At 49.4% G+C, this 24,676-nt stretch carries 24 protein-coding genes, 1 tRNA gene and 1 pseudogene; 7 read left to right on the top strand and 19 right to left on the bottom strand.

What is annotated here, in order from left to right; translation table 11 throughout:
• The first annotated feature begins 16 nt into the window (after positions 1-16).
• From H3L97_RS07955 to H3L97_RS07945, 3 genes and pseudogenes are all read left to right on the top strand, one after another.
• Positions 17-322 carry an HLGFF motif protein gene (locus H3L97_RS07955; RefSeq protein WP_097114750.1) on the top strand — a complete coding sequence of 102 codons (306 nt, stop codon included), beginning with the start codon at positions 17-19 and terminating at the stop codon, positions 320-322.
• A gap of 2 nt (positions 323-324) precedes the next feature.
• On the top strand, positions 325-495 hold the full coding sequence (gene ccoS, locus H3L97_RS07950) for a cbb3-type cytochrome oxidase assembly protein CcoS (protein ID WP_097114751.1): 171 nt from the start codon (positions 325-327) through the stop codon (positions 493-495).
• A pseudogene (locus tag H3L97_RS07945) lies at positions 492-1,454 on the top strand (MFS transporter); the annotation flags it as partial. The gene ccoS and the pseudogene H3L97_RS07945, both read left to right, overlap by 4 nt.
• A gap of 17 nt (positions 1,455-1,471) precedes the next feature.
• On the opposite strand, the gene H3L97_RS07940 reads toward H3L97_RS07945, so the two are convergent.
• The 8 genes from H3L97_RS07940 to mnmC1 form a co-directional block, all read right to left on the bottom strand.
• Positions 1,472-2,434, bottom strand: coding sequence for a D-alanyl-D-alanine carboxypeptidase family protein (locus tag H3L97_RS07940; protein WP_371271277.1), 963 nt, complete (start codon positions 2,432-2,434; stop codon positions 1,472-1,474).
• Between the two features lie 251 nt (positions 2,435-2,685).
• Positions 2,686-3,246, bottom strand: coding sequence for an adenine phosphoribosyltransferase (locus H3L97_RS07935; RefSeq protein ID WP_097114753.1), 561 nt, complete (start codon positions 3,244-3,246; stop codon positions 2,686-2,688).
• A 27-nt stretch (positions 3,247-3,273) separates the two neighbouring features.
• The gene (gene kdsA / locus H3L97_RS07930) at positions 3,274-4,116 is read right to left on the bottom strand and encodes a 3-deoxy-8-phosphooctulonate synthase (RefSeq protein WP_097114754.1); all 843 of its coding nucleotides are present in this window, start codon (positions 4,114-4,116) and stop codon (positions 3,274-3,276) included.
• Positions 4,113-4,265: a hypothetical protein gene (locus H3L97_RS07925; RefSeq protein ID WP_182073066.1), complete on the bottom strand. Its 153-nt coding sequence runs from the start codon at positions 4,263-4,265 to the stop codon at positions 4,113-4,115. Before H3L97_RS07925 ends, kdsA begins: the two co-directional genes overlap by 4 nt.
• Before the next feature lie 76 nt (positions 4,266-4,341).
• On the bottom strand, positions 4,342-5,598 hold the full coding sequence (locus tag H3L97_RS07920; RefSeq protein WP_097114755.1) for an RsmB/NOP family class I SAM-dependent RNA methyltransferase: 1,257 nt from the start codon (positions 5,596-5,598) through the stop codon (positions 4,342-4,344).
• 57 nt (positions 5,599-5,655) lie between these two features.
• The gene (rep, locus tag H3L97_RS07915) at positions 5,656-7,659 is read right to left on the bottom strand and encodes a DNA helicase Rep (RefSeq protein WP_097114783.1); all 2,004 of its coding nucleotides are present in this window, start codon (positions 7,657-7,659) and stop codon (positions 5,656-5,658) included.
• A complete protein-coding gene (locus tag H3L97_RS12065; protein ID WP_257011020.1) occupies positions 7,656-7,784 on the bottom strand; it encodes a hypothetical protein in 129 nt (42 codons plus the stop codon). Before H3L97_RS12065 ends, rep begins: the two co-directional genes overlap by 4 nt.
• A gap of 118 nt (positions 7,785-7,902) precedes the next feature.
• A complete protein-coding gene (gene mnmC1, locus H3L97_RS07910) occupies positions 7,903-9,435 on the bottom strand; it encodes an FAD-dependent 5-carboxymethylaminomethyl-2-thiouridine(34) oxidoreductase MnmC1 (protein ID WP_306454131.1) in 1,533 nt (510 codons plus the stop codon).
• A gap of 73 nt (positions 9,436-9,508) precedes the next feature.
• On the opposite strand from mnmC1, the gene aroQ reads away from it, so the two are divergent.
• Together aroQ and H3L97_RS07900 are read left to right on the top strand one after the other, a co-directional pair.
• Positions 9,509-9,955 (top strand): type II 3-dehydroquinate dehydratase, encoded by a 447-nt coding sequence (gene aroQ / locus H3L97_RS07905; protein ID WP_097114757.1) that lies wholly within the window; start codon positions 9,509-9,511, stop codon positions 9,953-9,955.
• A 99-nt stretch (positions 9,956-10,054) separates the two neighbouring features.
• Positions 10,055-10,975: a pseudouridine synthase gene (locus H3L97_RS07900; protein WP_097114758.1), complete on the top strand. Its 921-nt coding sequence runs from the start codon at positions 10,055-10,057 to the stop codon at positions 10,973-10,975.
• A gap of 56 nt (positions 10,976-11,031) precedes the next feature.
• On the opposite strand, the gene H3L97_RS07895 is transcribed toward H3L97_RS07900, so the two are convergent.
• Complete coding sequence (locus tag H3L97_RS07895; protein ID WP_097114759.1) at positions 11,032-12,297, bottom strand: alpha-hydroxy acid oxidase; 1,266 nt, start codon at positions 12,295-12,297, stop codon at positions 11,032-11,034.
• A gap of 225 nt (positions 12,298-12,522) precedes the next feature.
• Between H3L97_RS07895 and ung the strand changes: the two genes are divergently transcribed.
• Positions 12,523-13,218 carry a uracil-DNA glycosylase gene (ung, locus tag H3L97_RS07890; protein ID WP_244958345.1) on the top strand — a complete coding sequence of 232 codons (696 nt, stop codon included), beginning with the start codon at positions 12,523-12,525 and terminating at the stop codon, positions 13,216-13,218.
• A gap of 2 nt (positions 13,219-13,220) precedes the next feature.
• Here ung and H3L97_RS07885 read toward each other — a convergent pair whose 3' ends face one another.
• The 10 genes from H3L97_RS07885 to prmB form a co-directional block, all read right to left on the bottom strand.
• Positions 13,221-13,853: a Smr/MutS family protein gene (locus tag H3L97_RS07885; protein WP_097114761.1), complete on the bottom strand. Its 633-nt coding sequence runs from the start codon at positions 13,851-13,853 to the stop codon at positions 13,221-13,223.
• A 79-nt stretch (positions 13,854-13,932) separates the two neighbouring features.
• Positions 13,933-14,529 (bottom strand): CNP1-like family protein, encoded by a 597-nt coding sequence (locus H3L97_RS07880; RefSeq protein ID WP_097114762.1) that lies wholly within the window; start codon positions 14,527-14,529, stop codon positions 13,933-13,935.
• 19 nt (positions 14,530-14,548) lie between these two features.
• Positions 14,549-16,186 carry a hypothetical protein gene (locus H3L97_RS07875; RefSeq protein WP_097114763.1) on the bottom strand — a complete coding sequence of 546 codons (1,638 nt, stop codon included), beginning with the start codon at positions 16,184-16,186 and terminating at the stop codon, positions 14,549-14,551.
• A 111-nt stretch (positions 16,187-16,297) separates the two neighbouring features.
• Positions 16,298-17,269 (bottom strand): HPr(Ser) kinase/phosphatase, encoded by a 972-nt coding sequence (gene hprK / locus H3L97_RS07870; protein WP_097114764.1) that lies wholly within the window; start codon positions 17,267-17,269, stop codon positions 16,298-16,300.
• 72 nt (positions 17,270-17,341) lie between these two features.
• The gene (gene clpX / locus H3L97_RS07865) at positions 17,342-18,598 is read right to left on the bottom strand and encodes an ATP-dependent Clp protease ATP-binding subunit ClpX (protein WP_097114765.1); all 1,257 of its coding nucleotides are present in this window, start codon (positions 18,596-18,598) and stop codon (positions 17,342-17,344) included.
• A gap of 69 nt (positions 18,599-18,667) precedes the next feature.
• Positions 18,668-19,213 carry a nitroreductase family protein gene (locus H3L97_RS07860; protein WP_179655868.1) on the bottom strand — a complete coding sequence of 182 codons (546 nt, stop codon included), beginning with the start codon at positions 19,211-19,213 and terminating at the stop codon, positions 18,668-18,670.
• A gap of 62 nt (positions 19,214-19,275) precedes the next feature.
• Positions 19,276-19,351, bottom strand: a tRNA-Ala gene (locus H3L97_RS07855).
• A gap of 114 nt (positions 19,352-19,465) precedes the next feature.
• The gene (locus H3L97_RS07850) at positions 19,466-20,848 is read right to left on the bottom strand and encodes an FAD-binding oxidoreductase (protein ID WP_097114767.1); all 1,383 of its coding nucleotides are present in this window, start codon (positions 20,846-20,848) and stop codon (positions 19,466-19,468) included.
• A 282-nt stretch (positions 20,849-21,130) separates the two neighbouring features.
• The gene (locus H3L97_RS07845) at positions 21,131-22,363 is read right to left on the bottom strand and encodes a multifunctional CCA addition/repair protein (RefSeq protein WP_097114768.1); all 1,233 of its coding nucleotides are present in this window, start codon (positions 22,361-22,363) and stop codon (positions 21,131-21,133) included.
• 316 nt (positions 22,364-22,679) lie between these two features.
• Positions 22,680-23,606, bottom strand: coding sequence for a 50S ribosomal protein L3 N(5)-glutamine methyltransferase (gene prmB / locus H3L97_RS07840; RefSeq protein WP_097114769.1), 927 nt, complete (start codon positions 23,604-23,606; stop codon positions 22,680-22,682).
• 112 nt (positions 23,607-23,718) lie between these two features.
• On the opposite strand from prmB, the gene bamJ reads away from it, so the two are divergent.
• Positions 23,719-24,561, top strand: a complete 843-nt coding sequence (bamJ, locus tag H3L97_RS07835) for a BamJ family beta-barrel-assembly machinery protein (protein ID WP_097114770.1) — start codon at positions 23,719-23,721, stop codon at positions 24,559-24,561.
• Positions 24,562-24,676 lie beyond the last annotated feature (115 nt).

The raw sequence follows: 24,676 nt of genomic DNA, 5'->3' as shown, positions 1-24,676 counted from the left end.
TTTTTAAGGAAAAATCATGCACACATTCAGTTTACACACCCACGATGATGAACACATCGGTTTTGTGGCAATGCTGCCTGATGATGAGGCGCAATCGGGGCAACTTGCCATACGTTTGCTGTCTGAATTGCCGCCGCATTTGGGCAATGTTTTGGGCGATTTGCCCCATTTGGCGCAACAAACCGACTTGCATTGGCACATTGATGGCGACAAAGTGTGGGTAAACGATGCCGATGGGCAAAATTGGGGCAGCATTCAGCAAGAAATTTTTCGCGTTGGCAAACAATATTTTATTTTGAACGATTTAACGGGCGCAATTTAATCATGGAAAGTTTATACATTTTGATTCCCATCAGCATCGTGTTGGCTTTGGCGATAGGCTATTTTTTTTGGTGGTCGGGCAAAAATGGGCAGTTTGACGATTTGGAAGGCCCTGCCCAACGCATTTTAATGGACGATGACGACACTTCTCACACGAAAGAATCCCAAAAATGATAAAAAAAATGCTGCCTGAATTTGCATTCAGCCGCCGATTTGCGCCCTTGTTTGCCACGCAATTTTTGGGGGCGTTCAACGACAATGTGTTCAAAACCGCGCTGTTTGTGATGATTGCGTTTTACGGTTTGGCGCGTGATTCGTGGCTGCCTGAAAGCCAATGGTTGAACGTGGGGGCTTTGCTGTTTGTGTTGCCCTATTTTTTGTTTTCTGCGCTGTCGGGGCAGCTTGCCACGCGCCATGATAAAGCCAAATTGGCGCGTTACACCAAAATGCTGGAAGTGGCAATCATGGCTTTGGCGGGATTGGGCTTTTTGTTGCAATCGGTGTTTTTGTTGATGTTGTGTTTGTTTGTGATGGGGGCGCAATCCACGCTGTTTGGTCCCGTGAAATACGCCATTTTGCCCGAATATTTGCGCGAAAAAGAATTGATGATGGGCAATGGTTTGATTGAATCGGGGACATTTTTGGCGATTTTGTTGGGGCAAATCATCGGCACGGTCATTGCAGGCAGCAGCACACATGTCGTGGCAGGGGTGGTGTTGCTCATTGCCGCCTTGGGTTTGGCAAGCAGCGCGTTCATGCCCAGCACACCGCCGCAAAATCCGCAACAAATCGTATCGCGCCACATCATGCAATCCACCAAACAACTGTTGCGCGACACGAAAAAACAGCCTGAATTGTTCATTGCCATCATTGGGATTTCGTGGTTTTGGTTTATTGGGGCGGTTTACACCACCCAGTTGCCCACCTTTGTGAAAATCCATTTGGGCGGCAACGACAATGTGTTCAATTTGATGTTGGCGTTGTTTTCGGTGGGCATTGCCACGGGGTCGGTGGTTTGCGCCAAATACAGCAAGGGCAAATTGAATCTGGCGTGGGTGAGTGCAGGCGCAATCGGTTTGAGCATTTTGGGGACGATATTGGTGGGATTGACGCATGGTCATGCCTTTTCAGGCAGCCTTTTTCAATGCGTTTACAATGGCGTTTGGCGAATCACGCTGCTCAAACGATGAGCATCGCTCACACGATTTGACGTGGTAGATGCCCCCAAAACCACAATAATCATCGGTTGATTGTCCAAATTCGCCTGAACCACCATAGAACGACCCGCCTCACGAATGTAACCCGTTTTTTGCAAAGTGATGTCCCACACCCCTTCGCGCACCAAAGAATTGGTGTTTTTGTACGATTGCAATCTGCCATTGCTGGTGTACACAGAACCATAATTGGACGTACTCAAACTGCGAATGGTGGCATAATTGCTTGCCGCGCGCACCATCACGCTCAAATCACGCGCGGTGGAAACATTGCGTGGGTCAAGACCTGTGGGTTCATAAAAACGGGTGCTGTTCATGCCCAAACTTTGCGCTTTGGCATTCATTGCCGCCACAAATGCACCCATGCCACCAGGGTAGGTGCGCCCCAAAGCATGGGTGGCACGGTTTTCGCTGCTCATCAAGCTGATGTGCAACAATTCGCCGCGCGTTAAAGTGGTGCCAATAGACAAACGGCTGCCTGTGCCTTTCAAGCGGTCAATTTCGGCTTCGGTAATGGTAATGGGTTCATTCATGTTCAAATTGGCATCAAGCAAGACCATTGCCGACATCAATTTGGAAATGGACGCGATGGAACGCACGCTGTCCATGTTTTTTTGATACAACACTTTGCCCGTGTTGGCATTCATAATCAAAGCCGATTGGGCATTCAACAAAGGACCGTAGGCATAAGATGACGCACCATAAGTGTTAAACGGTGCATTGGACACGGCTGGCTGAAAAGCCACATTTTGCTGTGGTAATTGATTGGCAAAGGCGCGAATGGGGTCATCGCTGGTATCGGCAGCATGAATGGCAGGGAAATTCTGCTCCAAAAACGCGCCCAAAGTGTCATCGTTGGCGTGGGCAACGGTGGAAAACATCATGCTCAATGCGCTCATACCCACCCAAAAATGTTTCTTTAATTTCATCGTTCCTATTTCCTTATCTCAACAAAAAAATGATTTAAATCAATGACTTTTACTTCTCAATCTGAAAAGCCACATTTTTTATGGTAACACTTTCATCACGTCATTTAAAGCATTTGGCGCAAAAATAACGCAAATAATCCAATTTTTACAATAATCTGGCACAAAAAAACCAACACGCCATCACAATGGGGTACAAACACTTGCACCCCATATTGACGCTTTTACAGGCAGCCTTCGTTTTGCAGCAGAGTGAACAATGGCACATGATTGTCGCGGATTTTTTGCGCGCCCGACAAATCGGTAAACTCCAAAATCGCACACGCCTCCACCACATTGCCACCCAAACGGCGAATCAATTCCACACCAGCAAGCATTGTGCCACCTGTTGCCACCAAATCGTCCACCAACAACACACGCGCCCCTGTTTTAATCGCGTCTTTGTGGATTTCAACCGTGGCTTCGCCATATTCCAGCGCATAGCTTTGCGAGATGGTTTCGTAGGGCAATTTGCCTTTTTTGCGAATCGGCACAAAGCCCACATTCAGTTGATACGCCAATGCCGCACCGATGATGAAACCACGCGCGTCCAAACCTGCCACCGCGTCAATTTGCTGACCCATATAGCGATAGGTGAGCAAATCCACCAACAAGCGGAAATATTCGGGGCTTTGCAACACGGGCGTGATGTCGTGAAACAAAATGCCGTCTTGTGGCCAATTTGGGATTTTGCGGATTTTTTCCGCCAATGCGTCCACGGTCATGATTTCGGGGTGAAATTTCATGTTTTTTCCTTTCAGGCTGCCTGAAAATCAATCAATTTGTAAAGGAGCGTGTGATTTAACGGTATCGTCAATGGCTTTCACACGGATTAAGAAATCTTCCAACAAATGCAAAGGCAAAGCACTTGCGCCATCGCATTTGGCTTGGTCTGGATTGGGGTGGCTTTCCAAAAACAAGCCTGCCAAGCGCGTTGCCATGCCTGCCAAAGCCAAATCCAACACCTGACTGCGCCGACCGCCCGATGCCGCCGAACCGCTTTCGCGCTGTTGCAAGGCGTGGGTGGCGTCAAAAATCACAGGGGCATTGGCACAGGTTTTTTTCATCACGCCAAAGCCGAGCATGTCCACCACCAAATTGTCGTAACCAAATTGCGTGCCGCGTTCGCATAAAATCACGTTTTTGTTGCCTGCTTCGGCAAATTTTTCCACGATGTTTTTCATTTGGCTGGGGCTTAAAAATTGCGGTTTTTTCACGTTGATGATGCGACCTGTTGCCGCCATGGCTGCCACCAAATCGGTTTGTCGCGCCAAAAATGCAGGCAGTTGCAACACGTCCACCACTTCGGCAACGGGGGCGCATTGGTAAGGTTCGTGTACATCGGTAATCACGGGGCAGCCGAATGCTTGTTTCACACGCGCAAAAATCTTCATGCCCTCGTCCAAACCCACGCCGCGATAGGAATGCACCGATGAACGGTTTGCCTTGTCAAAAGACGCTTTGAAAACAAGGGGAATGCCCAATTTTTCGGTAACGCGCACATAATGTTCGGCAGCGTGTAGGGTGCTGTCCAAATCTTCCAACACATTGATGCCGCCAAACAAAACGAAGGGCTTTTCGTTGGCAACTTCAATTTCGTTGATTTTAATCATCATTTTGATTTTTCCTTGTTTTTATTTGAAAAATATTGTTTCAGGCTGCCTGAAATGACTTGCCACCCCACTGCACTCCCTCTCCCTATGGAGAGAGAGGACTGGGGAGAGGGTTCTTCGCCCAACAAACCCTCTCTCCAACTCTCTCCCATAGGGAGAGAGAGCCAGATTGTTGGTTATTCAAAATATTCTGCCTAAAATGGATTGATGTTTCAGGCGGCCTGAAATTCATTTGCGCTGCAAAACGGCTGCAAAAAAACCGTCCGTATTGTGTTGTGCCGTGTCCATTTGCAAAAATTTGCCCGTGTTCAAATCCACTTTTTGCGCTGCCAAAATTTCGCCACAATCCAGCAATTCAAATTGCGGATTTTTATCCAAAAATTCGGCAATTTGCATTTCGTTTTCTTCGGGCAAAACGCTGCACGTGGCGTACACCAAACGTCCGCCTTCGCGTACCAATGCGCTGGCTGCCTGTAAAATGCTTTGCTGTTGGCGCAACAAATTGTCAATGGTTTCAGGCGATTGGCGGTATTTCAAATCGGGATTGCGGCGCAACGTCCCCAAACCCGAACAGGGCGCGTCCACCAACACGCGGTCGGCTTTGCCGTGCAATTTGGCAATGCGTGGGTCGTGTTCGCTTTCAATGCGCTCGGGCGTGATGTTGCTCAATCCTGCGCGAGCCATGCGCGGTTTTAAATTTGCCAATCTTTTTTCTGATACATCAAAGGCATAGATTCGCCCTTTGTTTGCCATTTGTGCGCCCATCGCCAAAGTTTTGCCGCCTGCGCCTGCACAAAAATCCACCACGATTTCGCTGCGTTTTGCACCCACCAGTTGCGCCAAAATTTGGCTGCCTTCGTCTTGCACTTCCAAAGTGCCGTCCAAAAACAATTCGTGTTTGTTTAAGGCGGGTTTATTGGGGAAACGAATGCCGTGCGGTGCGTAGGGTGTGGCAATGGCTTGGGGAAACTCGCTTTGCAGTTGCGCCAAAATTTTGTCGCGTTTGCCTTTGAGCGTGTTCACGCGCACATCAAGCGGTGCGGTTTGTGCCACGCTGCGCCCAAAGGTTTGAATTTGCTCGTTTTCCCAATGCACTTGTAAACGCGCAATCAGCCATTCGGGTAATTCGGCAAACGTGTTCAGGCTGCCTGAAAATTCGGTTTTGCGCGATTTGACTTCTGCCAAAAAATCGCCTTCCCCTTCTTCCAATAAATCATGGAGTTGGGAGATGTTGAAACCGCGCCCCAACACCAAAGCAATCAAGGCGGCTTTGCGCGCTTGAACGTGTGGGCGGCGCAAAATGGCGGCAATTTTTTGATAATGACGCAAAGCGGCAAAGGCAGTTTCGGCAATTTCGTGGCGGTCTTGGCGACCGAGTTTTTTATGGTTTTTGAAATAATGCGACAAAACCGCATCGGCAGGCTGCCTGAAAGTCAAAATATCGGTCAAAACTTGGCTGCTGTGTTGGAGTTGAGTGGCATTCACAATGCGATTCCGTAAAGTTGAAAGCGTTATTTTACCGCAAATCAGGCAGCCTGAATTTCACGATTTCGCTTTTTTCTGTTGCAACATTGCCAGCAAATTTTGTGCGTTTTGGCGACCCATTTCTTGGCTGACCAATTTGCCCGAGCCTTCGCGGTTTTCAAACACAAGGTCTTGGACAGGCATTTCGTCCAAAAAACGGCTGGGTTCGGGATATTGCCACGACCCTGCCCGTTTGCGCTTTTTGCAATGCGTGAGCGTGAGTTGTCGCTTGGCGCGGGTAATGCCCACATACATCAAGCGGCGTTCTTCGTCCAATTTGCCCTCTTCCACGCTATCGGCATGGGGGAACAAGCCCTCTTCACAGCCCACCAAATACACAAACGGGTATTCCAAACCTTTGGCAGCGTGAAGGGTGGACAATTTGACCGCGTCCACTTCTTCGCCATCTTTGTTTTCCAGCAAGGTCATCAGCGCGATGGTTTGCGTCAATTCAATGAGATTGCGTTCGCCTTCTTCGCCTTTTCGCGCCAGCCATTCGCACAAATCTTGCACGTTTTTCCAACGGCTTTCAGCCAGCTTAACGCTTTCGGCATTCATTTCCAGCAGATGATTTTCGTATTGAATGTCGGTGAGCAAATCTTGTATCGTTTCGCCAGCGTCATCGCATTCGGCTCGGCGGCGATAATCGTGGAGCAAAGCCATAAATTGCTGTACCGATTCGCGGCTTTTGCTGGACAAATCCGCCAAAGCGTTCAGGCTGCCTGCGGCTTCAAACAAGCTGCATTCGTGCATTTTGGCATAATCGTTGAGTTTGCCCAAAGTGGTGTCGCCAATGCCGCGTTTGGGCGTGGTGGCGGCGCGTAAAAAAGCAGGGTCATCATTCGGATTGGCAAGCAAGCGCATGTATGCCAACACATCTTTGATTTCCGCCTTGTCGTAAAAACTTTGCCCACCTGAAATTTGGTAAGGTATCCGCGCCGAACGCAAAGCGTCTTCAAACACACGCGCTTGATGATTGCCGCGATACAAAATCGCAAAATCGGCATAATTGGCTTGATGAATCAGCTTGTTTCTGGCAATTTGCTGCACCACATACTCGGCTTCGTGGATTTCATCGCGGCATTGGGCAATTTTGACCGCATCGCCCTCGCCCAAATTTGACCACAAGGTTTTGGGAAACAATTTGGGGTTGTTGCCTATCACTTGGTTGGCAACGCGCAAAATTCGCGCGGTGGAACGGTAATTTTGTTCCAATTTGATGATTTTGATGTGCGGATAATCGTCTTGCAAACGGCGCAAGTTTTCCATATTCGCGCCACGCCATGCGTAAATGGACTGGTCGTCATCGCCCACCACGGTGAATTTGCCCTCAAAACCCGTGAGCAAGCGCAACAAGGCGTATTGGCAAGCGTTGGTGTCTTGGCATTCGTCCACCAGCAAATAGCGCAAACGTGCTTGCCATTTTTGGCGAATTTCGGCATTTTCACGCAACAAAATGGCAGGCAGCCTGATTAAATCGTCAAAATCCACCGCTTGATAATGCTGCAATGTGGCTTGATACAGGCTGTATGTTTGGGCGATTTGCATTTGCCATTTGTCTTGGCATTGGGCATACACTTCATCGGCTTGCAATAAATTGTTTTTCCACAATGAAATTTGGTGTTGGGCTTTGAAAATGGCATCGCGGCGATTGTCGCCCAAAATTTCGGCAATGATTTTTGCGCTGTCTGCGCTGTCTAAAATGGAAAAGTTTTTTTTGTAGCCGATGTGTGGGGCTTCTTCGCGCAAAATTCTCATGCCCAGCGAATGAAAGGTGGACACGGTTAAGCCGCGCGTTTGTGTTTTGCCCAGACGTGCTGTGATGCGCTCTTGCATTTCTTTGGCGGCTTTGTTGGTAAAGGTGATGGCGGCAATGTGCTGTGGTTTGTAGCCGATTTGGGTAATCATGTGGGCGATTTTTTCGGTAATCACGCGCGTTTTGCCGCTGCCTGCGCCTGCCAGCACAAACAGCGCACCGCCTAAATATTCAACGGCTTCTTGTTGTTGGGGATTGAGTTTCATGGTGTTGGGTGGGTATGCCGCAAAATGGTAGGGGCTAATGACAATTCGTTTCGCGATTGTTTTTTCATCAAAATCGCCAACTTCTGCGTCAAAAATACGCGCCAATGGGCGGCATTGACTCGCATTTTTTCCTTGAATTTGACAATTTTTCCTGAAAAACCAACTTCGCGCCCAAATTGTCATTAGCCCCTAGGCTGCCTGAAAAAGTAAACGATACGGCAATTATAATTTAAATTGCCATCATCATGATGATGAACGCACAATCTGCCGAATAATCAAACGATTGGGATTGAGCGCATTTTGCAAACGCCGCGACAAGGGCAAAGGCGCACCGCAAATCATCGCCGCCACATACGCGCCACAAATGGGGGCGGTTGCCAATCCGCGACTGCCATGCGCGGTGTTCACAAAGGCATTGGGATAATGGGGACAGGGCGCGTTCAGGCGATAATTTTTGTCCAAAGCCAATTTGGCATACACTTGCCGCATGGCGGTGCTGTTGCCCAATGCGCCCACCACGGGCAAATGGTCGTGGGCATCGCAACGCAAAGCGGCATGACCTTTCAGGCTGCCTGAAAAGGCAAATGATTGATGTAATTGTGGATTTAAATTTGCCAATTCGTTTTGATTGGCAAGCTCATCGCTGTTGCGCCAAGTGTCGTCATCGTTATTGGGCAGGAATGTTGCGCCAAATGTGTGCCAACCGCCCCACGCTGGCGCAATGTAGGACGCGCCCGATAATGCCGTTTTCAGGCTGCCTGAAAAAGCGGTTTCGCGCACCACGCTGGTTTGTCCGCGTATGATTTGAAAGGGCAATTCGCCCACAATGGGGGCGTGTCGGCTGCTTGCGCCCGTGCAAAAAACAATGTGGCTGCCTGAAAACGCGCCTTGACTGGTGCGCATTTGCCAATTTTCGCCATCGTGTTGTGCCGAAATCAAATGGCAATTCAATTTCAAATCAATGTATTGATGAGACAGCAATTGCTCAACCCAAGCCAATGGATTCAACCAACAACCTTGCGCCCAAAACAAACCTCCCTGCGCCACAGGCACACCAGCCAATTCGCTCGCTTGCGCGGCAGTAACGCCACGATACAAATGGGCGTGAAAATCATCTTGCGCCAACAATGCGTTACGCGCGGTTTCCGCCTTATCGTGATTGATGTGCAACACGCCACTCGCGCCCCACGTTTCGCGTTCAGGCAGCACATTCGCCAACAAACGCCGCGCATAGCCATAGCCCGACAACAAAAGTTCCGTTTGGGGCGTATTGTGTGGCGAAATTTTGGCATAAAGCAAACCTTGGCGATTGCCCGATGCGGCATTTGCCACACGCGCTGCCGCGTCCACAACGGTAACGCGCACACCGCGCTGCGCCAAAGCGTGTGCCGTTGCCGCCCCCGCTATGCCCGCGCCCACCACAATAACGTGTTGTGGTGCAGCCATTTCAGGCTGCCTGAACCACATTTTTTCCGCCAAAACAGGCTTTTGTTCAACAGGTGGCGTTTGCCAAACCATGTGTCGTTCGCCAAAAAAATCGCGCAAATGTGCCGAATGCGCTGGCGGTATCAACCAAAGCGTTTGATTGGGCAACACATTTTCCAAAACATTCACGCCAGAAAATTGCACACACGACAACGCTGCCTGTAAAATCGCATCGTCCGACCAATCGGGCAAGGCATTTTCAGGCAGGCAAACCAACAAATGCGGCACACACGAAAATTGCCGCAAAACGGTGGCAGATGGTGGCGCATTCCACGCCATGATTTCATTCACGGTCGCTTATTCCCATTCAAAATGCTTTAAAATGACCCAACTCAAACAGCCTTATTTGTAAAAGGATTTTAATATGAAACACGTTCTCATCATCAACGGGGCAAATTTAAATCTGCTCGGCACACGCGAACCGCACATTTATGGCGCACAAACGCTTGACGATGTGGTGGCGCATTTGGCGCAGGTTGGCGCAGAATATGGCATGAAAATCAGCCATTTTCAACACAATGGCGAAGGCGAAATCGTGTCGCGCATTCATGCCGCGCGTGGCGATGTGGATTACATCATCATCAATGCAGGAGCTTACACCCACACCAGCATTGCCATTCGCGATGCTTTGGCTGGCGTGGCAATCCCCTTTGTGGAAGTGCACATTTCCAATGTTCATGCGCGAGAAGCGTTTCGCCACCACTCTTATTTGTCCGATAAAGCCGTGGGTGTGATTGTCGGTTTGGGAACGTATGGCTATGAAGCCGCATTGCGTTTTATCGCATTACAGGCTGGCTGTTTCAAGACATAAAACATCGCCCCATGTGTGCTGCCCTGATTGGGACAAGGTTAAGCCCCAACCCAATTCTACCGCCACAAATGACAAGGTTTCAACCCAAAAGGAAACAGGATGAAACAACATTGCCCCCTACCCATTCAAAATGGCATCAAACCCAGCTATTTGGTTTTGCCGCACAACCCACAATATGCAGGACAAACGCTGTTGTTTTTTCTGTGCCAACACTTTCCCTTTGTGTCGCAACAGGCATGGCAAGCGCGTTTGAACAGTGGCATGGTGGTCAATCAACACGGCACGCCGCTCAACGAACACAGCCCCTTTCAGGCAGGCGCAACCATTTTCTACTACCGCGAAATCAGCCGCGATGAAGAAACCCCCATACCCTTTCACGAACACATCTTGCATTTGGACGAACACCTGCTCGTGGTGGACAAACCCCACTTTTTGCCCGTAACCCCAAGCGGACGCTTTTTGCGTGAAACCCTGCTCACCCGCTTGCGCTTGCACCCCAAATTGCAGCATTTGAATCTTGCCGCCCTCACCCCCATACACCGTTTGGACAAAGACACCGCAGGCGTGATGTTGTTTTCGCACAATCCGCAAAGCCGCGCCCTGTATCAACAAATGTTTGAGCGCAAAACCATACACAAAACCTATCACGCACTTGCGCCCACACGCTTGGATTGGGACTATCCACTTGAAATCCAATCGCGTTTGGTGCGCGGCGATGATTTTTTTCTGACCAAAGAAGAAAATGGCGAACCCAACGCCCACACCATCGTGCATTTATTGGAAAATCGTGGCGCAAACAGCCTGTATCAATTACACGCCATCACAGGCAAAAAGCACCAATTACGCGTTCACATGATGAAAATGGGTATGCCCATTTTAAACGATATGCTCTATCCCCAAGTTTTGCCAGTGGGCAGCGAAGATTACCGCAAGCCACTCCAATTATTGGCAAAACAAATCACATTCAGCGACCCCATTTCCCACCAAACACGCGTGTTCATCAGCCAACAAAATCTGTGATGCCCACAAAAAAAGCTGCCTGAAACCCATTTTCAGGCAGCTTTTTTGCCGATTTTTTACCACATCGTCCCAAAACGCAATGACGCGCGAGGCCAACCATACAACTCTTCATAAATGCGGCGGCGTTTTTGCTCAACCGTTTCATTTTGCTCGCGTTCGGAAATGGGGTAAGTGCCTTTAACCAAAATATCACGACCCACATTTTGCAAATGGCGGTGTCCCGTCAATGCCATGGAAATGTCCATTTCTTTGTACATGATTTCCAAAGCACGTAACACGCCCTCGCCACCGAATGCGCCCAAACCATACAAAAAGGCACGTCCCGTCATGAAACCACGCGCGCCCAATGCCCATGCTTTGAGCATATCCTGTCCACTGCGAATGCCACTGTCTAGCCACACTTCGGTTTGGCTGCCCACTGCGCTCACAATATCAGGCAGGGCGCGAATGCTGGATAAAGCACCGTCCAGTTGTCGTCCACCGTGATTGGAAACCACAATGGCATCTGCGCCATATTGCACGGCTTTTTCGGCATCTTCGGGGTCTAAAATGCCTTTGATGATGAGTTTGCCGCCCCACAATTCTTTGATTTCTGCCACATCTGTCCAGCTTAAAGTGGGGTCAAATTGCTGTGCCGTCCAATTTGCAAAGGCGTGTAAATCGTGCACATCTTTGGCGTGTCCCACAATATTGCGAAACTCGCGGCGGTTGGTGTTTGCCATTTTCATCAGCCATTCGGGTTTACGCGCCAAATCCCACAAATTGGGCAAAGTGGGGCGAATCACGTGCGATAATCCGTTTTTGATGTCGCGGTGGCGTTGTCCCATGATTTGCAAATCGGCGGTTAAAACCAAAGCCGAGCATTGGGCTTCTTTGGCGCGGCGAATCAGGTTACGCATGAACTCACGGTCACGCATCACATAAAGTTGAAACCAAAATGGTGTGGTGGTGTTTGCCGCCACATCCTCAATGGAACAAATGGACATGGTAGATAGGGTAAAGGGTACACCAAATTTTTCGGCAGCGCGGGCTGCCAAAATTTCGCCATCTGCACAAATCATGCCTGTAAAGCCTGTGGGGGCAAGTGCCAAGGGCATGGTTGTGTTTTGCCCAATCATTTTGCTGGCTAGACTGCGCTTGTCCATGTCCACCAGCACTTTTTGGCGCAATTTAATGGCTTGGAAATCGCTGCTGTTTTCGCGATAGGTGGATTCTGTCCACGAACCTGAGTCCACATAATCAAAAAACATTTTGGGGACTTTGCGTTGCGCCACTTGACGCAAATCTTCAATACAGGTCATTTTGTGCAAATCGTGTGTCATCGGATTTCCTTGATATGATTTTATTTGCAAAAAGCATTTTTTCGCTTTCAAGCTGCCTTGTCGTACATGAAAAAAATGTTTGGGTTAGCTGAAACCTGTTCCCTCCCCTTTTTAGGGATAAGGAACAGATGGCTGGCAATATCATCAAATTGCCGTGAACTGAAAAGCTGCCTGAAAAAATGCGTTATTATAACGGTTTTGGATTTGGCAACAAAAGGATTATTTATGCAAACTTGGCACGATGTTTTGGGCGAACACAAAACGTTGGCGTATTTTCAAAATATTTTAGCCAGCGTTCGCGCGGAACGGGAAAGCGGTCAAACGATTTATCCGCCCGCGTCTGATGTTTTTAATGCGTTTCGCCACACGCCCTTTGCCGATGTGAAGGTGGTGATTTTGGGACAAGACCCCTATCACAATGAAAATCAAGCGCATGGCTTGGCATTTTCGGTGCGACATGGACTTGCCATTCCGCCCTCTTTGCTCAACATTTACAAGGAATTGGCTGATGATATTGTGGGTTTCAGGCAGCCTGAACACGGCTGCTTGACGCATTGGGCAGACCAAGGCGTGCTGCTGCTCAACACGGTTTTGACGGTACGCGCCCATCAAGCGCATTCTCACGCCAATTTGGGTTGGGAAAAATTTACCGATTTTGTGATTGCCCAATTAAATCAACATCGTGAACATTTGGTTTTCATGCTGTGGGGCAGCCACGCGCAAAAAAAAGGCGCGTTCATCAATCGCAACAAGCATTTGGTGTTACAAGCCCCCACCCTTCGCCTTTGTCGGCGTATCGTGGCTTTTTTGGCTGCAAGCATTTTTCGCAAGCCAATGATTATTTACAACAACATCACATCAAACCGATTGATTGGCAAATCTGAATTTTCAGGCAGCCAAATGCCGTTTTTGGCTGCCTGAAATCATTTTTCTTCGGCAAAAGGGTCAATGCGGCGTTGGCGTTTGACCAAAATGCGTACCGCCCCATCGTTGTTTTTGCTCGGTTGGGCATAAGCCAGCACATCGGGGTGTTGCATGAGCCAACGGCGCACCATGGTTTTCAGCACAGGCTTGTAGCCCGATGAACCCAAACCACTGCCATGCACAATTTCGCCACACACACCGCGTTTTTGCACAAATTCAATGAATTCATTCAACACTTCTTGCGCGTATTCTTGCGTGTAGCCATGCAAATCCACATCGGCAACCACCTCATAATGCCCATTGAGCAAACGTTTGATGTCATTTGCGCCCTGCCCGTTTTTGCTGAACGTGTCGGGAATGTCCAAAATCACACCGCTTTCGCCAATGTAAAAGTGGTTTTCTTTGTCGCTTTCCGTGTCTTTGGGGCGCAATTTGATGGGCGAAGTATCACGCGGTGGCACATAATTGGCATGGGCATTTTTGAGTGGCGTAACGTCTTTCATCAAGGCGGCAAAATCAACATCGGCTTGTTCTTGTTGGATTTTTTTGGCTTCCTGTTCGGCTTGTTCGCGCAATTTGGCGGCTTCACGCGCTTGTTTGCCCAAATCTTTTAAAGCATCTTGAAAATTCATCGTTTTTCCTTTTAGAACCTGTATTCATCAGATTAACAGATGGATTTTATCGCAAAATCATGAATACGGATGCTGAACATCAATCGTCATCGCGGCTGTTTTTGCGTGAAAGTTCACGTTCACGGTCGTTGCGTCCGCCATGGGTGTGCAGGCGTTTGCGTAAGTCGTCATCGTTTTTGGGCAAACCGTCTATGCACAGTAATTGATACATGGTGCCACGTACTTTATCGGTGTGGCTCATTTTGCCGCCCAACACCGCCCAATCGCTTTTGCGCGGTGTTATCCAACGTTGATTGTGCCAATCGCCATAGCCAAAGGTTTTGACTTTCGCCCCGCCCGAATCCAAAAAGCGATAGCCTGTCATGCACAATATGCCTTCTGCCGATACGTTGTCGTAGCCCTGCGCGGAACGCTGATTCAAAATGTAGCGCACGCTTCGGTCGGGGGCGATGTGTACGCTGCTCAATAAAATGCGTGCTGTGCCTTTGTGGGTTTCGCTGATGTACAAATCCAGCCAATCGCCTTCGTTGGGATTGGGTAAATCGGGCAAGTCCATTTCGGTTTCTTGAAATTCGCTGCGGGTTTCGGTGAAATTGTCGTTCCAGTCGCGGCTTTCGGCTTGGGCAAAATGGGCAAATGCCAGCAACATCAATCCCACAAATAATTGTTTTTTCATATTTTTTTCCTAAAATCATTCACTTATCGGAATGGGGTTCATTTTTCAATAAAATAAACGCTTCGTGCTTGTTGCGCGGACGTTTGCCTTGCCACACAATGCGTTTTTGCCAATGTGATGACTCTTCTTTGGGGTGAATTTGGTGCAATTCGTAGGCGCAATCGCCTTCGTTTTGAATGGGCAAATGCCCGTATTCTTGCCATGCCAAACGTGCGGCATGGTGTTGTGGCGCAATTTTCAGGCAGCCTGAAACGCCATTTGGCATGGCGGCTTGCATTTGTTGCACAATGGGGCGATAGCTTTTGGCGGCATTGAGCCAATCGGCAAACAGGGTAAAGGTCAGTGCCCACACCAAAGTCATGCCTGCTGCCCAGTTGGTTACGGCTTGGCGACCGCGTATGCGTTTGCGCGTGATGGCAAACAACCACGCGGGGGTAAACAAAATTGCCACCATCATCGGCATGATGTCAATGTCGGGCGTGTGGTAGGGGCTGAAATAGGCGGCGCGTTCTGCCAATTTGCTTGGCACGCCATAGTGAATCGCCACAAATCCCACCCACAAAAACACCGCCGCCGCCCCAAATGCCATAATGCCAAACCAATTCAAAAAGGCGGCAACGCCACGTCTTAAACAGTCTAATTGTGCCGCGCCCAAAATCGCCAAAATGGGCAGCAACACAATCAGGTTGTCTTGATACATTTGGGGATTGAACACCAGCCACATACCAAATAAAAACAACCATGCCACGCTCAATGCGCCCAATTTGTGCCGCAATAGCCCTTTCATGCGAATCGCCGACCAAATCGCCAAAGGATAAGCTGGAAACGCAAACCACAACAGGTGTTTGGCATAATAAGGCAAATTGAAGGCTGCCTGAATGCCGTTTAAGCCACCCCAAGCACCAAAAATGTGTTGCCCCACATAAATTTGAAAAGCGGCAGGATTGATTTTTGCCAAAATAAACAACTGTATGGCAAAGGCAGGCAAAATCAGCACCATTGCGCCCACGGTAACGGTCAGCAATCGGTGTCCAAACCATTGTGGATGCGCCAGCAGGCTCAACGACAACAGCAACACCACCACCGTTGCCAACCACCCCAGCGTTTGCCCCAACAAAATCCCCCCTGCCCCCAACAACAATGCCGCCCACACCACTTGACGATTGGAAACCGCCAATCCCCACAAGCACAAACTTGCGCCTGCAAATGCCACCGACATGCCGCTCACAAAATGCGCCATCGGCAACAAACCTGCTGCACCAATCAAAATCAACACGGTGCTGCGACCGCATTGTCTGCCCAATAATTTGGATGATGCCATGCCGCTTGCGATTAAGCCCACTACGGTAAACACAACGCTTGCCAAACGTGCGGCGGCGTAATCGTTCATGATGTGGGGCGCGAACAGGGTTTTCAGGCTGCCTGCCACCGCCAAATAAAGTGGCGACAAATGAAAATGCGCCTCGCCCAACACCGTGGGCAACCACACGCTTTGGCTTTCGGTAATGGCGGCATAGGTGCGCGGTTCAATAGGATTCCACAAATCGTGCGAAAACACGCCTGCCCACAACCACGCAAACACCAACAGCAACAACAGCCATGGGTATTCGTGTGTGGGGGCTTGGGGGCGATGTTCGGGAGGGGTGTAGGTCAGCATGGGGGGTCTCGCAAGGTTTTTTCAGGCAGCATTTCAGTACACGACAACAAACGGTTGGCATTTCAAACAAACATTTCAGGCTGCCTGATGCGTTTCACGTTGCCAGCACGTTCAATCATTTGCCTGTTCCACATCTTCTTGATTGAGCGATTCTTCTTTCAACATGGCTTGATGTCGGTCTAAAAATTCTTTGGTGCTGTCTTTGCCGCGTAATTGCAAAATGTGGTTGCGAACGGCAGCTTCCACCAACACCGCCAAGTTGCGCCCTGCCGCCACAGGCAGCACCACCGAACGAATCGCCACATTCAAAATGGATTCGGTTTCGGTGCGTATGCTCAAACGGTCAAGCTGTTTCATGTAATCGTCATCGGCATTGACCAGATTGATGATGAGTTTAAGCTGTTTTTTGGGGCGTATGGCGGTTTCACCAAACATGTGGCGTATGTTCAACACGCCCAAACCGCGTACTTCCAAAAAATCACGCAACACAGGCGGACAACGCCCTTCCAAAACCTCGGGCGCGGTGCGGTGCAATTCAACCGCATCATCGGCAACCAAGCTGTGTCCGCGTGAAATCAGCTCCAAAGCCAATTCGCTTTTGCCCAAGCCCGATTTGCCCACCAACAACACGCCCACTTCAAACACGTCCAAAAACACGCCATGTTTGGTGGTGGAAACCGCCAATTCGCGTTGCAAATAAATCCGCAACACATCCATCAAATACGGGCTTTCATAAGTGGACGTGAGCAATGGCACATTGTGGGTGTGGCAATAATCGCGCAAATTTTGCGGCACAGGCAAATCGTTTGCCACAATGATGAGGGCGATGGGAAAATCAAACAATTCATCTAAATTATTGGGCAGATTGTATTGTGCCAATTTATGCAAATATTCCACTTCCGCCACGCCCAACACCTGAACTTGGTTGTGGTGTATGAAATTCAAATGCCCGACCAAAGCCAAAGCAGGTTTGTCGGCATCAACGGCAATGCGGTTGTCCAAACCGCCCGTACCTGCCACCAATGCCATTGCCAATTTTTTCTGATTTTCTTGATACAAACGGCGCACAGAAACGCTGGGCATGGGTTGATTCTCCAAAAATGTTTTCAGGCAGCCTGAAAGGGGTGTTCCGTTCAGGCTGCCTGAAAAATCCGTTTAAGCATTGACTTTAAATTCTTTGCCATTTGCCAAGAAAAGTTTGGGGGCGGTGCCATTGTCAATCACATCGCGGCTGACCACGGCTTTTTTCACCTCTTTCAAATCAGGCAGCATGTACATCGTGTCCAGCAAACAGCGTTCCACAATGGAGCGCAAACCACGCGCCCCTGTTTTGCGTTTCATTGCCAATTTGGCAATAGCAGACAAGGCTTCGGGTTCAAATTCCAAAACCACATCTTCCATCGCAAACAAGGCTTGGAATTGTTTGACCAGCGCGTTTTTCGGTTCGGTCAAAATATTGATTAAGGCAGCCTCGTCCAATTCCGCCAAAGTGGCAATCACGGGCAAACGTCCAATCAATTCGGGAATCAAGCCGAATTTGATTAAATCTTCGGGTTCAACCGTTTGGAAAATTTCGGTAATGTTGGCATCTTCATCTTTGCTGTGTACCGTTGCACCAAAGCCAATGCCGCCTTTTTCGGTGCGCTGGCGTATCACTTTTTCCAAGCCCGCAAACGCGCCACCGCAAATAAACAGAATATTGGTGGTGTCCACATCAATAAATTGCTGATTGGGGTTGCGGCGACCGCCTTGTGGTGGCACGCTGGCAATCGTGCCTTCAACCAATTTCAACAAAGCCTGTTGCACGCCCTCGCCCGATACATCTCGTGTAATGGAGGGGTTGTCGGATTTGCGTGAAATTTTGTCAATTTCATCAATATAAACAATGCCGCGCTGGGCTTTTTCCACATCAAAATCGCATTTGCCCAACAATTTGGTGATGATTTGCTCCACATCTTCGCCCACATAGCCTGCTTCGGTCAGCGTGGTCGCATCCGCCATGGCAAATGGCACGTTCAATTTTCGCGCCAACGATTGCGCCAACAATGTTTTGCCCGAACCCGTGGGACCAATCAGCAAAATATTGGATTTGGACAATTCCACCTTGCCATCTTGTGCAGGCTGGCGCAGGCGTTTGTAGTGGTTGTACACCGCCACCGCTAGGGCTTTTTTGGCGTGGTCTTGACCAATCACATGCTCATTCAGTTGCGCCACCAATTCGGCTGGGGTGGGCAAAGGGTCGTTTTCGTTCCAATCGGGTGCGCTGCTGGTGCTGGCGGCATTGCCATTTAACATGGTGTGGCAATCGCTGACACATTCATCGCAAATGAACACATCATCGCCTTCAATCAAATGTTTTACATCGTGTTCGGCTTTGCCACAAAATGAGCAAATGCGTTGTTTTTGTTTCATAAATATTCTTTCTTATGGGAAAAATCTTTCAGGCAGCCCCAAATGGTCTCGCCGCCCAAAAAACGCATTTTACCAAAATTGCGTGAATGCCTGCACATCGGTGTTTTTCGGCTCGGCTGGCGAACGGGTTGCCGTTCCCAACATAATCAGAGCGATGATTTTTTCTTTCTCATTGCAATCAAACGCGGCTTTGAGCAAAGGCGAATTGACCCACAAACCCGAAAGCCACACATTATCAAAACCTTGTGCGTTTGCCGCCAGTTGTGCCGCATAAGCCGCGCAACCTGCGCTCAAATGCTGTTCCCATTCGGGTTTGCCCGTTTTGGGGCTGGCAATCACCGCCAACACCATGGGTGCCATTTTGCCCACTTTTTCGGCTTTGGCGCGGGCTTCATCGCCCATGTTCAGCTCGGTAACGGTGTCCAACAAAATTTGGCGGAATCGGCTCATGCCTGCTTCGCTTTGAATGACCACAAAACGCCATGGGGTTAAACGCCCATGGTCGGGAACTTGGCTGGCTGCCTGTAAAATGGTGTGCAGTTGCAATTCATCAGGCACGGGCAAGCCCAATGTTTTGGTGGAACGGCGCGTGGTGAGCAATTCAAGTGCATTCATTGTGATTATCCCAATCATAGATAGCAAAAAAGACCTAGCGGTATCAGCTAAGTCTTTTGTTTTGGTGGAGGTAAGCGGGATCGAACCGCTGACCTCTTGCATGCCATGCAAGCGCTCTACCAACTGAGCTATACCCCCAAATTTTGTTGCAACCTTACGTTGCTGTTGAAGACCGCAACTATACGCGCCCAACTTGTTTTTGTCAAAACCCTTTTGCGAAAAAATTTTCTTTTATTTGATTTTTAAAAGAATTTAATTTTCAGGCAGCAATTTATTGGGGTTAAACAAATGGTGCGGGTCAAGCTGGCGTTTAATCGCCCACATCAATGCGATTTCGTCTGCGCTGCGAACGCGCGGCAACCAGTGGCGTTTCAGGCTGCCTATGCCGTGTTCGGCGGCAATGGTGCCTTGATTTTTCAGCACATTTTCGTAAACAATCGCATTGACCGCATCTTCAAATTGATACACATCGTTGTTCAGCACTTCGGGGAAAAAGGTGTTGTAGTGCAGGCTGCCATCGCCCAAATGCCCAAAAACAACCAACTGAATTTGCGGATAATGTTGCCACAAATCGCGTTCACAATCTGCCACAAAATCAGCCACTTTGGCAATCGGCACGGCAATATCGTGCTTGATGTTTGCCCCCAAAACGCGCTGGCTGGCTGAAATGTTTTCGCGCAATGCCCAAAAGTCGCGCCGCGTTTGTTCAGATTGTGCCAACACGCTGTTTTCATAGCCATTTTCGTACAAATATTGCGCCAACACATCGCCCAAATCATCGCGCGGCAAACTGTCGGTTAGCTCAATCAAAACGTGCCACGCTGCCTGAACGGGCTGCGCCAAATTACTGTATTGCGCGGATAATTTTAGTGCAAATTCGCTGATGAGTTCAAAACTGCACAAGCGTTCGGCAAAATGATTTTTCATTTGCGACAACAACTGAACGGCTGCCTGAATGTCGTTCACGCCCACCCACGCGGTGGCTTGCGCTTGCGGTGGCGCAAACAGTTTGAGCGTTGCGCCTGTGATGATGCCAAGCGTGCCTTCGCTGCCAATAAACAGGTGTTTGAGTTCGTAAGCCGTTGTATTTTTGTGCAAAGGCTGTAAATGGGAAACGATTTCGCCATTGGGCAACACCACTTCCAAGCCGATGACCAAATCGCGCATGGTGCCGTAGCGCAACACGTTTAAGCCGCCTGCGTTGCACGCGATGTTGCCACCGATTTGGCATGAGCCTTCGCTGGCTAAACTCAATGGAAAGAAACGGTTGGCTTGTTGGGCGGCTGCCTGAATGTCTTGCAAAATGCAGCCTGCGTCTGCGGTCAGGCTGTTGTCGGCAAGGTTGATTTCGCGTATGCGATTGAGTTTGCTCATGTTTAAGACGATTGCGCCATTTGCCAAGCTGCCGCCCACCAAACCTGTGTTGCCGCCTTGTGGCACGATGGGCAAGCGATGTTCGGCACAAAATCGCACCAAATTTTGGATTTTTTCCACACTATCGGGTTGAACAACAAGGCAATTTTCGCTGGTGTAGCGTTTGCGCTGGTCCAGCAAAAAGGGGCTGGGGTCGGTGGGCAAATTGCTGGGCGAGACGATTTGGGCAATTTGACTTTGCCATTTTTCTTTGAAATTCATGATGTTATCCCTTAAATGGGTTTTCAGGCTGCCTGAAATATTTTTTGAAACAAAAAACGTTCGGCTTTGATGCAACGTGAACTCGGTATGGCAACTGTAAATGTGCCAAGCAACCAGCCCTCTCTCCTCTTGGGAAAGCGTTGGAGAAAGGGTTTGTTGAACAGCTTTCCCTCTCCCCAACCCTCTCCCAAAGGGAGAGGGGGTAAAATGACTTCAACTTATCAATCACTTTTAGTCGCCAAAGGCAAAAATTTTGATTTTGTTGCACACCGCAAAGGCTGCCTAAATATCCGCGCTGCGGTTTTTCATGGCTTGGGCAATGGCTTGGGTACGCGCCAAATCAATTTGCTCGGCAATGACTTTGGGTTTATCCGCAAATTGTTTGGCAATGGCTGAGGTTTGCACCGACTGTGCCGCCGCCAACATCGCCAACAAATAATCGCGTTGCGGATAGGCTGCATTTTCGCGTCCCAAACGCCCTTGCATGTCTGCCACACACACGTTTAAGGCTGCTTGAAAGCGTTCTGGGCGGCGCAATGCGTCCACGTTTTTGAGCAATTTCAGGATTTTGCTGGGCTTTTTGATTTGCAAAACCTGATGAAACATGATGTGGTATTCGCACACCAATTCTGCCAATTCCGCGCAATGTTTGGGTACGCGCCAACGGGCATTGACTTGGCGTACGGGTTCAATGCCACGCCAATCGTGTCCGATGTGTTGCGGCAAAATATCGGCTGGCGTAAGGGCTTTGCCCAAATCGTGCAACAGCGCGGCATAGCGTTCAGGCAGGCTCAAACCCAAATCGGCAGCGCATTGCAACACCAGCAAGGTGTGTTCGCCTGAACAAATTTCGGGGTGATAATCAGCACGTTGGGGTACGCCAAACAGCGCGTCCACTTCGGGCAACAAGACGCGCAATGCGCCGCATTCTCGCAAAATTTCAATCATGCGGCGTGGATTGCGTTCCATCAAACCTTTGGCAAATTCTTGCCACACGCGCTCGGCAACCAGCGCGTCTGCCTCGCCTGCCTGAACCATTTGGCGCATGAGCTGCATGGTTTCGCTTGCCACCTCAAAGCCGTATCGCGCGGCAAATCGGGCGATACGCAAAATCCGCACGGGGTCTTCGGCAAAGGCGGGGGAAACGTGGCGCAAGATTTTGTTTTGCAAATCGGTTTGTCCGCCAAAAGGGTCAATGATGTTACCGTGTTCGTCTTGTGCCATGGCGTTGATGGTCAAGTCGCGGCGCATCAGGTCTTGTTCCAGCGTAACGTTTTTGTCGGCATGAACGGCAAAGGCGGTGTAGCCTTTGCCTGTTTTGCGTTCGGTGCGGGCTAGGGCGTATTCTTCGTGGCTTTGTGGGTGCAAAAACACGGGAAAATCTTTGCCCACGGCTTGAAAGCCTTGTTGTTGCATGGTTTCGGGGTCTGCGCCCACCACCACCCAATCGCGGTCTTTGATGGGCAAGCCAAGCAGTTGGTCGCGGACGGCTCCGCCTACCAGATAAATTTGCATGATTTTTTCCAATGAAGTGGTGTTTCAGGCTGCCCCTTTTGGCGTGCCTGCATTTTAAAGCGTGGGTGTGGCGGCGCAACGCCACGTCTGCACCCAAAAGGTTTTGCCTTCGGCGACTTACTTTTTAAAAAAGTAAGCCAAATACATGAACGCTGAACGGTTTGTGGCTCAAAAAAACTTTTCAGGCTGCCTGAAAATACGGTAAACCCAATATAAAATGGGACACCATGTAGGGTGCAACTTGTTGCACCATTTTCCTGATAAAACATGGATTTGGTGCAACAAGTTGCACCCTACACTTGTTCTATGACCCTATTTAGGCAATGCCCAATAATTGCTCGCGCGTGAGCAGGAACACGAAACCGTCTCCGCCACTTGTTTCCAGCCACACAAAGGGCAATTCGGGGTAGGCGCGTTCCAGCACTTCGCGGTTGTGTCCGATTTCCACCAGCAATACGCCTTTGGGATTAAGGTGTTTGGCGGCACGCAGCAAAATTTCGCGTGTTGCCTCCAAGCCGTCTTCGCCGCTACCGAGTGCGAGTTCGGGTTCGTGCAAGTATTCGGGCGGCAGGTTTGCGACACTTTCTGCGTCCACATAGGGTGGATTGGAAACGATGAGGTCGTAGGTTTTGTCGTCCAAGCCTTCAAATAGGTCGGTGTGAATCAGGCTAATGCGCTCTTCCAAGCCGTAGTCTTCCACATTGACGCTGGCAACTTCCAGTGCGTCTAGGCTGATGTCCACCGCGTCAATTTGGGCATCGGGATAGTGGTGCGCCATTTGAATCGCCAAAGTTGCGCTGCCTGTACACAAATCCAAAGCGGTGTGTATCAATTCATCGTGTTCAATCCATGGGCGCAAGGGTTCGCCCAACAGTTCGTAGATGAAGGAGCGTGGCACAATCACACGCTCGTCCACATAAAAATCAAAGTCGCCTTGTTTGGCGTGGTTGCTTAAATAGGCAACGGGAATGCGCTCTTGCACGCGGCGTTGGATTAAATGCAGCACATGCTCTTTTTCGCTGGGCAACACGGTGGCATCAAAAAAATGGTCAAGCGCATCGGCTGGCAATTTGAGCGTGTGCAAAATCAAATACACGGCTTCATCGTAGGCGTTGTCGCTGCCATGCCCAAAGTGCAACTGGTGGTGATTGAATTGGCTTGTGGCAAAGCGAATCACATCGCGTACGGTTTTCAGGCTGCGTTGCGCTTCGTCAAAAGTTTCGTCTAGGGTTTCGGTAAACATGGTTTAGGCAATTCAAAAAGATTGAAAAATCGCATTATATCGTGAATGGGCTGCCTGAAAACACGTTATAATGCCGTTTTTTTAACCAGAGTTTAAAGGGAATTTTGTGAATATGAAACCGATTCAATTAAGCCTTATCGCGTTGGCAACGGCTGTGGCATTGAGCGCGTGCAACCAAAATGTGGGTACGCCCACCGCCGCTTCTGGCGCAACCGCCGCCCAAGCCGCGTCAGGTGCTGCCTTGCCCAAAGGTTTGGAAAGCAATGTGCAACAAATGAGCTATATTTTTGGCGAAAACATGGGTCGCGAATTGGCGCTGATGAAAAAAGAGGGTGGCGTAGATGTGGACATCAAAGCCTTTACCCGCGCGGTTGAAGACCAATTAACCGACAAACCTTCCGCCTTGTCGCCCGAACAAAAACAAAAAGCGGTGGAAGAATTTCAAAAGATTTTAGAAGCCAACGCGAAGAAAAAATCGGAAGAAATGAAAGCCCAAATGGAAGCGAATCAAGCCAAAGCCGCCGAAACGCTGAAAGCAGGCGAAAAATTCTTGGCTGAAAACAAAACCAAAGACGGCATCAAAACCACCGCCTCAGGCTTGCAATACAAAGTGAACAAAGAAGGCACGGGCGAAACCGCCACCATGGGCGATGGCGTTTTGGTAGAATACACGGGCAAATTGATTGACGGCACCGAATTTGACAGCACCGCTCAACACGGTGGTCAGCCCTTTGCCGTGCCTTTAACGGGCAACAGCGTGATTAAAGGCTGGACAGAAGGCTTGCAACTGATGAAAGAAGGTGGCGAATACACGCTCTACATTCCCACGCATTTGGCTTATGGTCCGCAAAACAGCCCCAAAATCCCTGCCAATTCGGTTTTGATTTTTGATATGAAAATCGTGAAAATTGAAAAAGGTGCTGCCAAAGGTAATGCGCCTGCACCGAAAAAATAAATATAATGTCGTTCAGGCAGCTTTGCCGTAGGGGCTAATGACAATTTGGGCGCGAAGTTGGTTTTTCAGGCAAACACCGCTTCGCTGTCACATTCAAGGAAAAAATGCGAGTCAA

It is taken from the genome of Alysiella filiformis, from assembly GCF_014054525.1.
In the GTDB taxonomy this organism is placed as follows: domain Bacteria; phylum Pseudomonadota; class Gammaproteobacteria; order Burkholderiales; family Neisseriaceae; genus Simonsiella; species Simonsiella filiformis.
The sequence above is the reverse complement of the archived record's forward strand: the minus strand, read 5'-3'. Positions and strand labels throughout refer to the sequence as shown.

Coding starts and splice junctions, on each gene's coding strand:
- H3L97_RS07955 (WP_097114750.1), top strand. CDS start 17: ATGCACACATTCAGTTTACACACCCACGATGATGAACACATCGGTTTT.
- ccoS (WP_097114751.1), top strand. CDS start 325: ATGGAAAGTTTATACATTTTGATTCCCATCAGCATCGTGTTGGCTTTG.
- H3L97_RS07940 (WP_371271277.1), bottom strand. CDS start 2,434: ATGAGCGCATTGAGCATGATGTTTTCCACCGTTGCCCACGCCAACGAT.
- H3L97_RS07935 (WP_097114753.1), bottom strand. CDS start 3,246: ATGAAATTTCACCCCGAAATCATGACCGTGGACGCATTGGCGGAAAAA.
- kdsA (WP_097114754.1), bottom strand. CDS start 4,116: ATGATGATTAAAATCAACGAAATTGAAGTTGCCAACGAAAAGCCCTTC.
- H3L97_RS07925 (WP_182073066.1), bottom strand. CDS start 4,265: ATGGGAGAGAGTTGGAGAGAGGGTTTGTTGGGCGAAGAACCCTCTCCC.
- rep (WP_097114783.1), bottom strand. CDS start 7,659: ATGAAACTCAATCCCCAACAACAAGAAGCCGTTGAATATTTAGGCGGT.
- H3L97_RS12065 (WP_257011020.1), bottom strand. CDS start 7,784: ATGCGAGTCAATGCCGCCCATTGGCGCGTATTTTTGACGCAGAAGTTG.
- aroQ (WP_097114757.1), top strand. CDS start 9,509: ATGAAACACGTTCTCATCATCAACGGGGCAAATTTAAATCTGCTCGGC.
- H3L97_RS07900 (WP_097114758.1), top strand. CDS start 10,055: ATGAAACAACATTGCCCCCTACCCATTCAAAATGGCATCAAACCCAGC.
- H3L97_RS07895 (WP_097114759.1), bottom strand. CDS start 12,297: ATGACACACGATTTGCACAAAATGACCTGTATTGAAGATTTGCGTCAA.
- ung (WP_244958345.1), top strand. CDS start 12,523: ATGCAAACTTGGCACGATGTTTTGGGCGAACACAAAACGTTGGCGTAT.
- H3L97_RS07885 (WP_097114761.1), bottom strand. CDS start 13,853: ATGAATTTTCAAGATGCTTTAAAAGATTTGGGCAAACAAGCGCGTGAA.
- H3L97_RS07880 (WP_097114762.1), bottom strand. CDS start 14,529: ATGAAAAAACAATTATTTGTGGGATTGATGTTGCTGGCATTTGCCCAT.
- H3L97_RS07875 (WP_097114763.1), bottom strand. CDS start 16,186: ATGCTGACCTACACCCCTCCCGAACATCGCCCCCAAGCCCCCACACAC.
- hprK (WP_097114764.1), bottom strand. CDS start 17,269: ATGCCCAGCGTTTCTGTGCGCCGTTTGTATCAAGAAAATCAGAAAAAA.
- clpX (WP_097114765.1), bottom strand. CDS start 18,598: ATGAAACAAAAACAACGCATTTGCTCATTTTGTGGCAAAGCCGAACAC.
- H3L97_RS07860 (WP_179655868.1), bottom strand. CDS start 19,213: ATGAATGCACTTGAATTGCTCACCACGCGCCGTTCCACCAAAACATTG.
- H3L97_RS07850 (WP_097114767.1), bottom strand. CDS start 20,848: ATGAATTTCAAAGAAAAATGGCAAAGTCAAATTGCCCAAATCGTCTCG.
- H3L97_RS07845 (WP_097114768.1), bottom strand. CDS start 22,363: ATGCAAATTTATCTGGTAGGCGGAGCCGTCCGCGACCAACTGCTTGGC.
- prmB (WP_097114769.1), bottom strand. CDS start 23,606: ATGTTTACCGAAACCCTAGACGAAACTTTTGACGAAGCGCAACGCAGC.
- bamJ (WP_097114770.1), top strand. CDS start 23,719: ATGAAACCGATTCAATTAAGCCTTATCGCGTTGGCAACGGCTGTGGCA.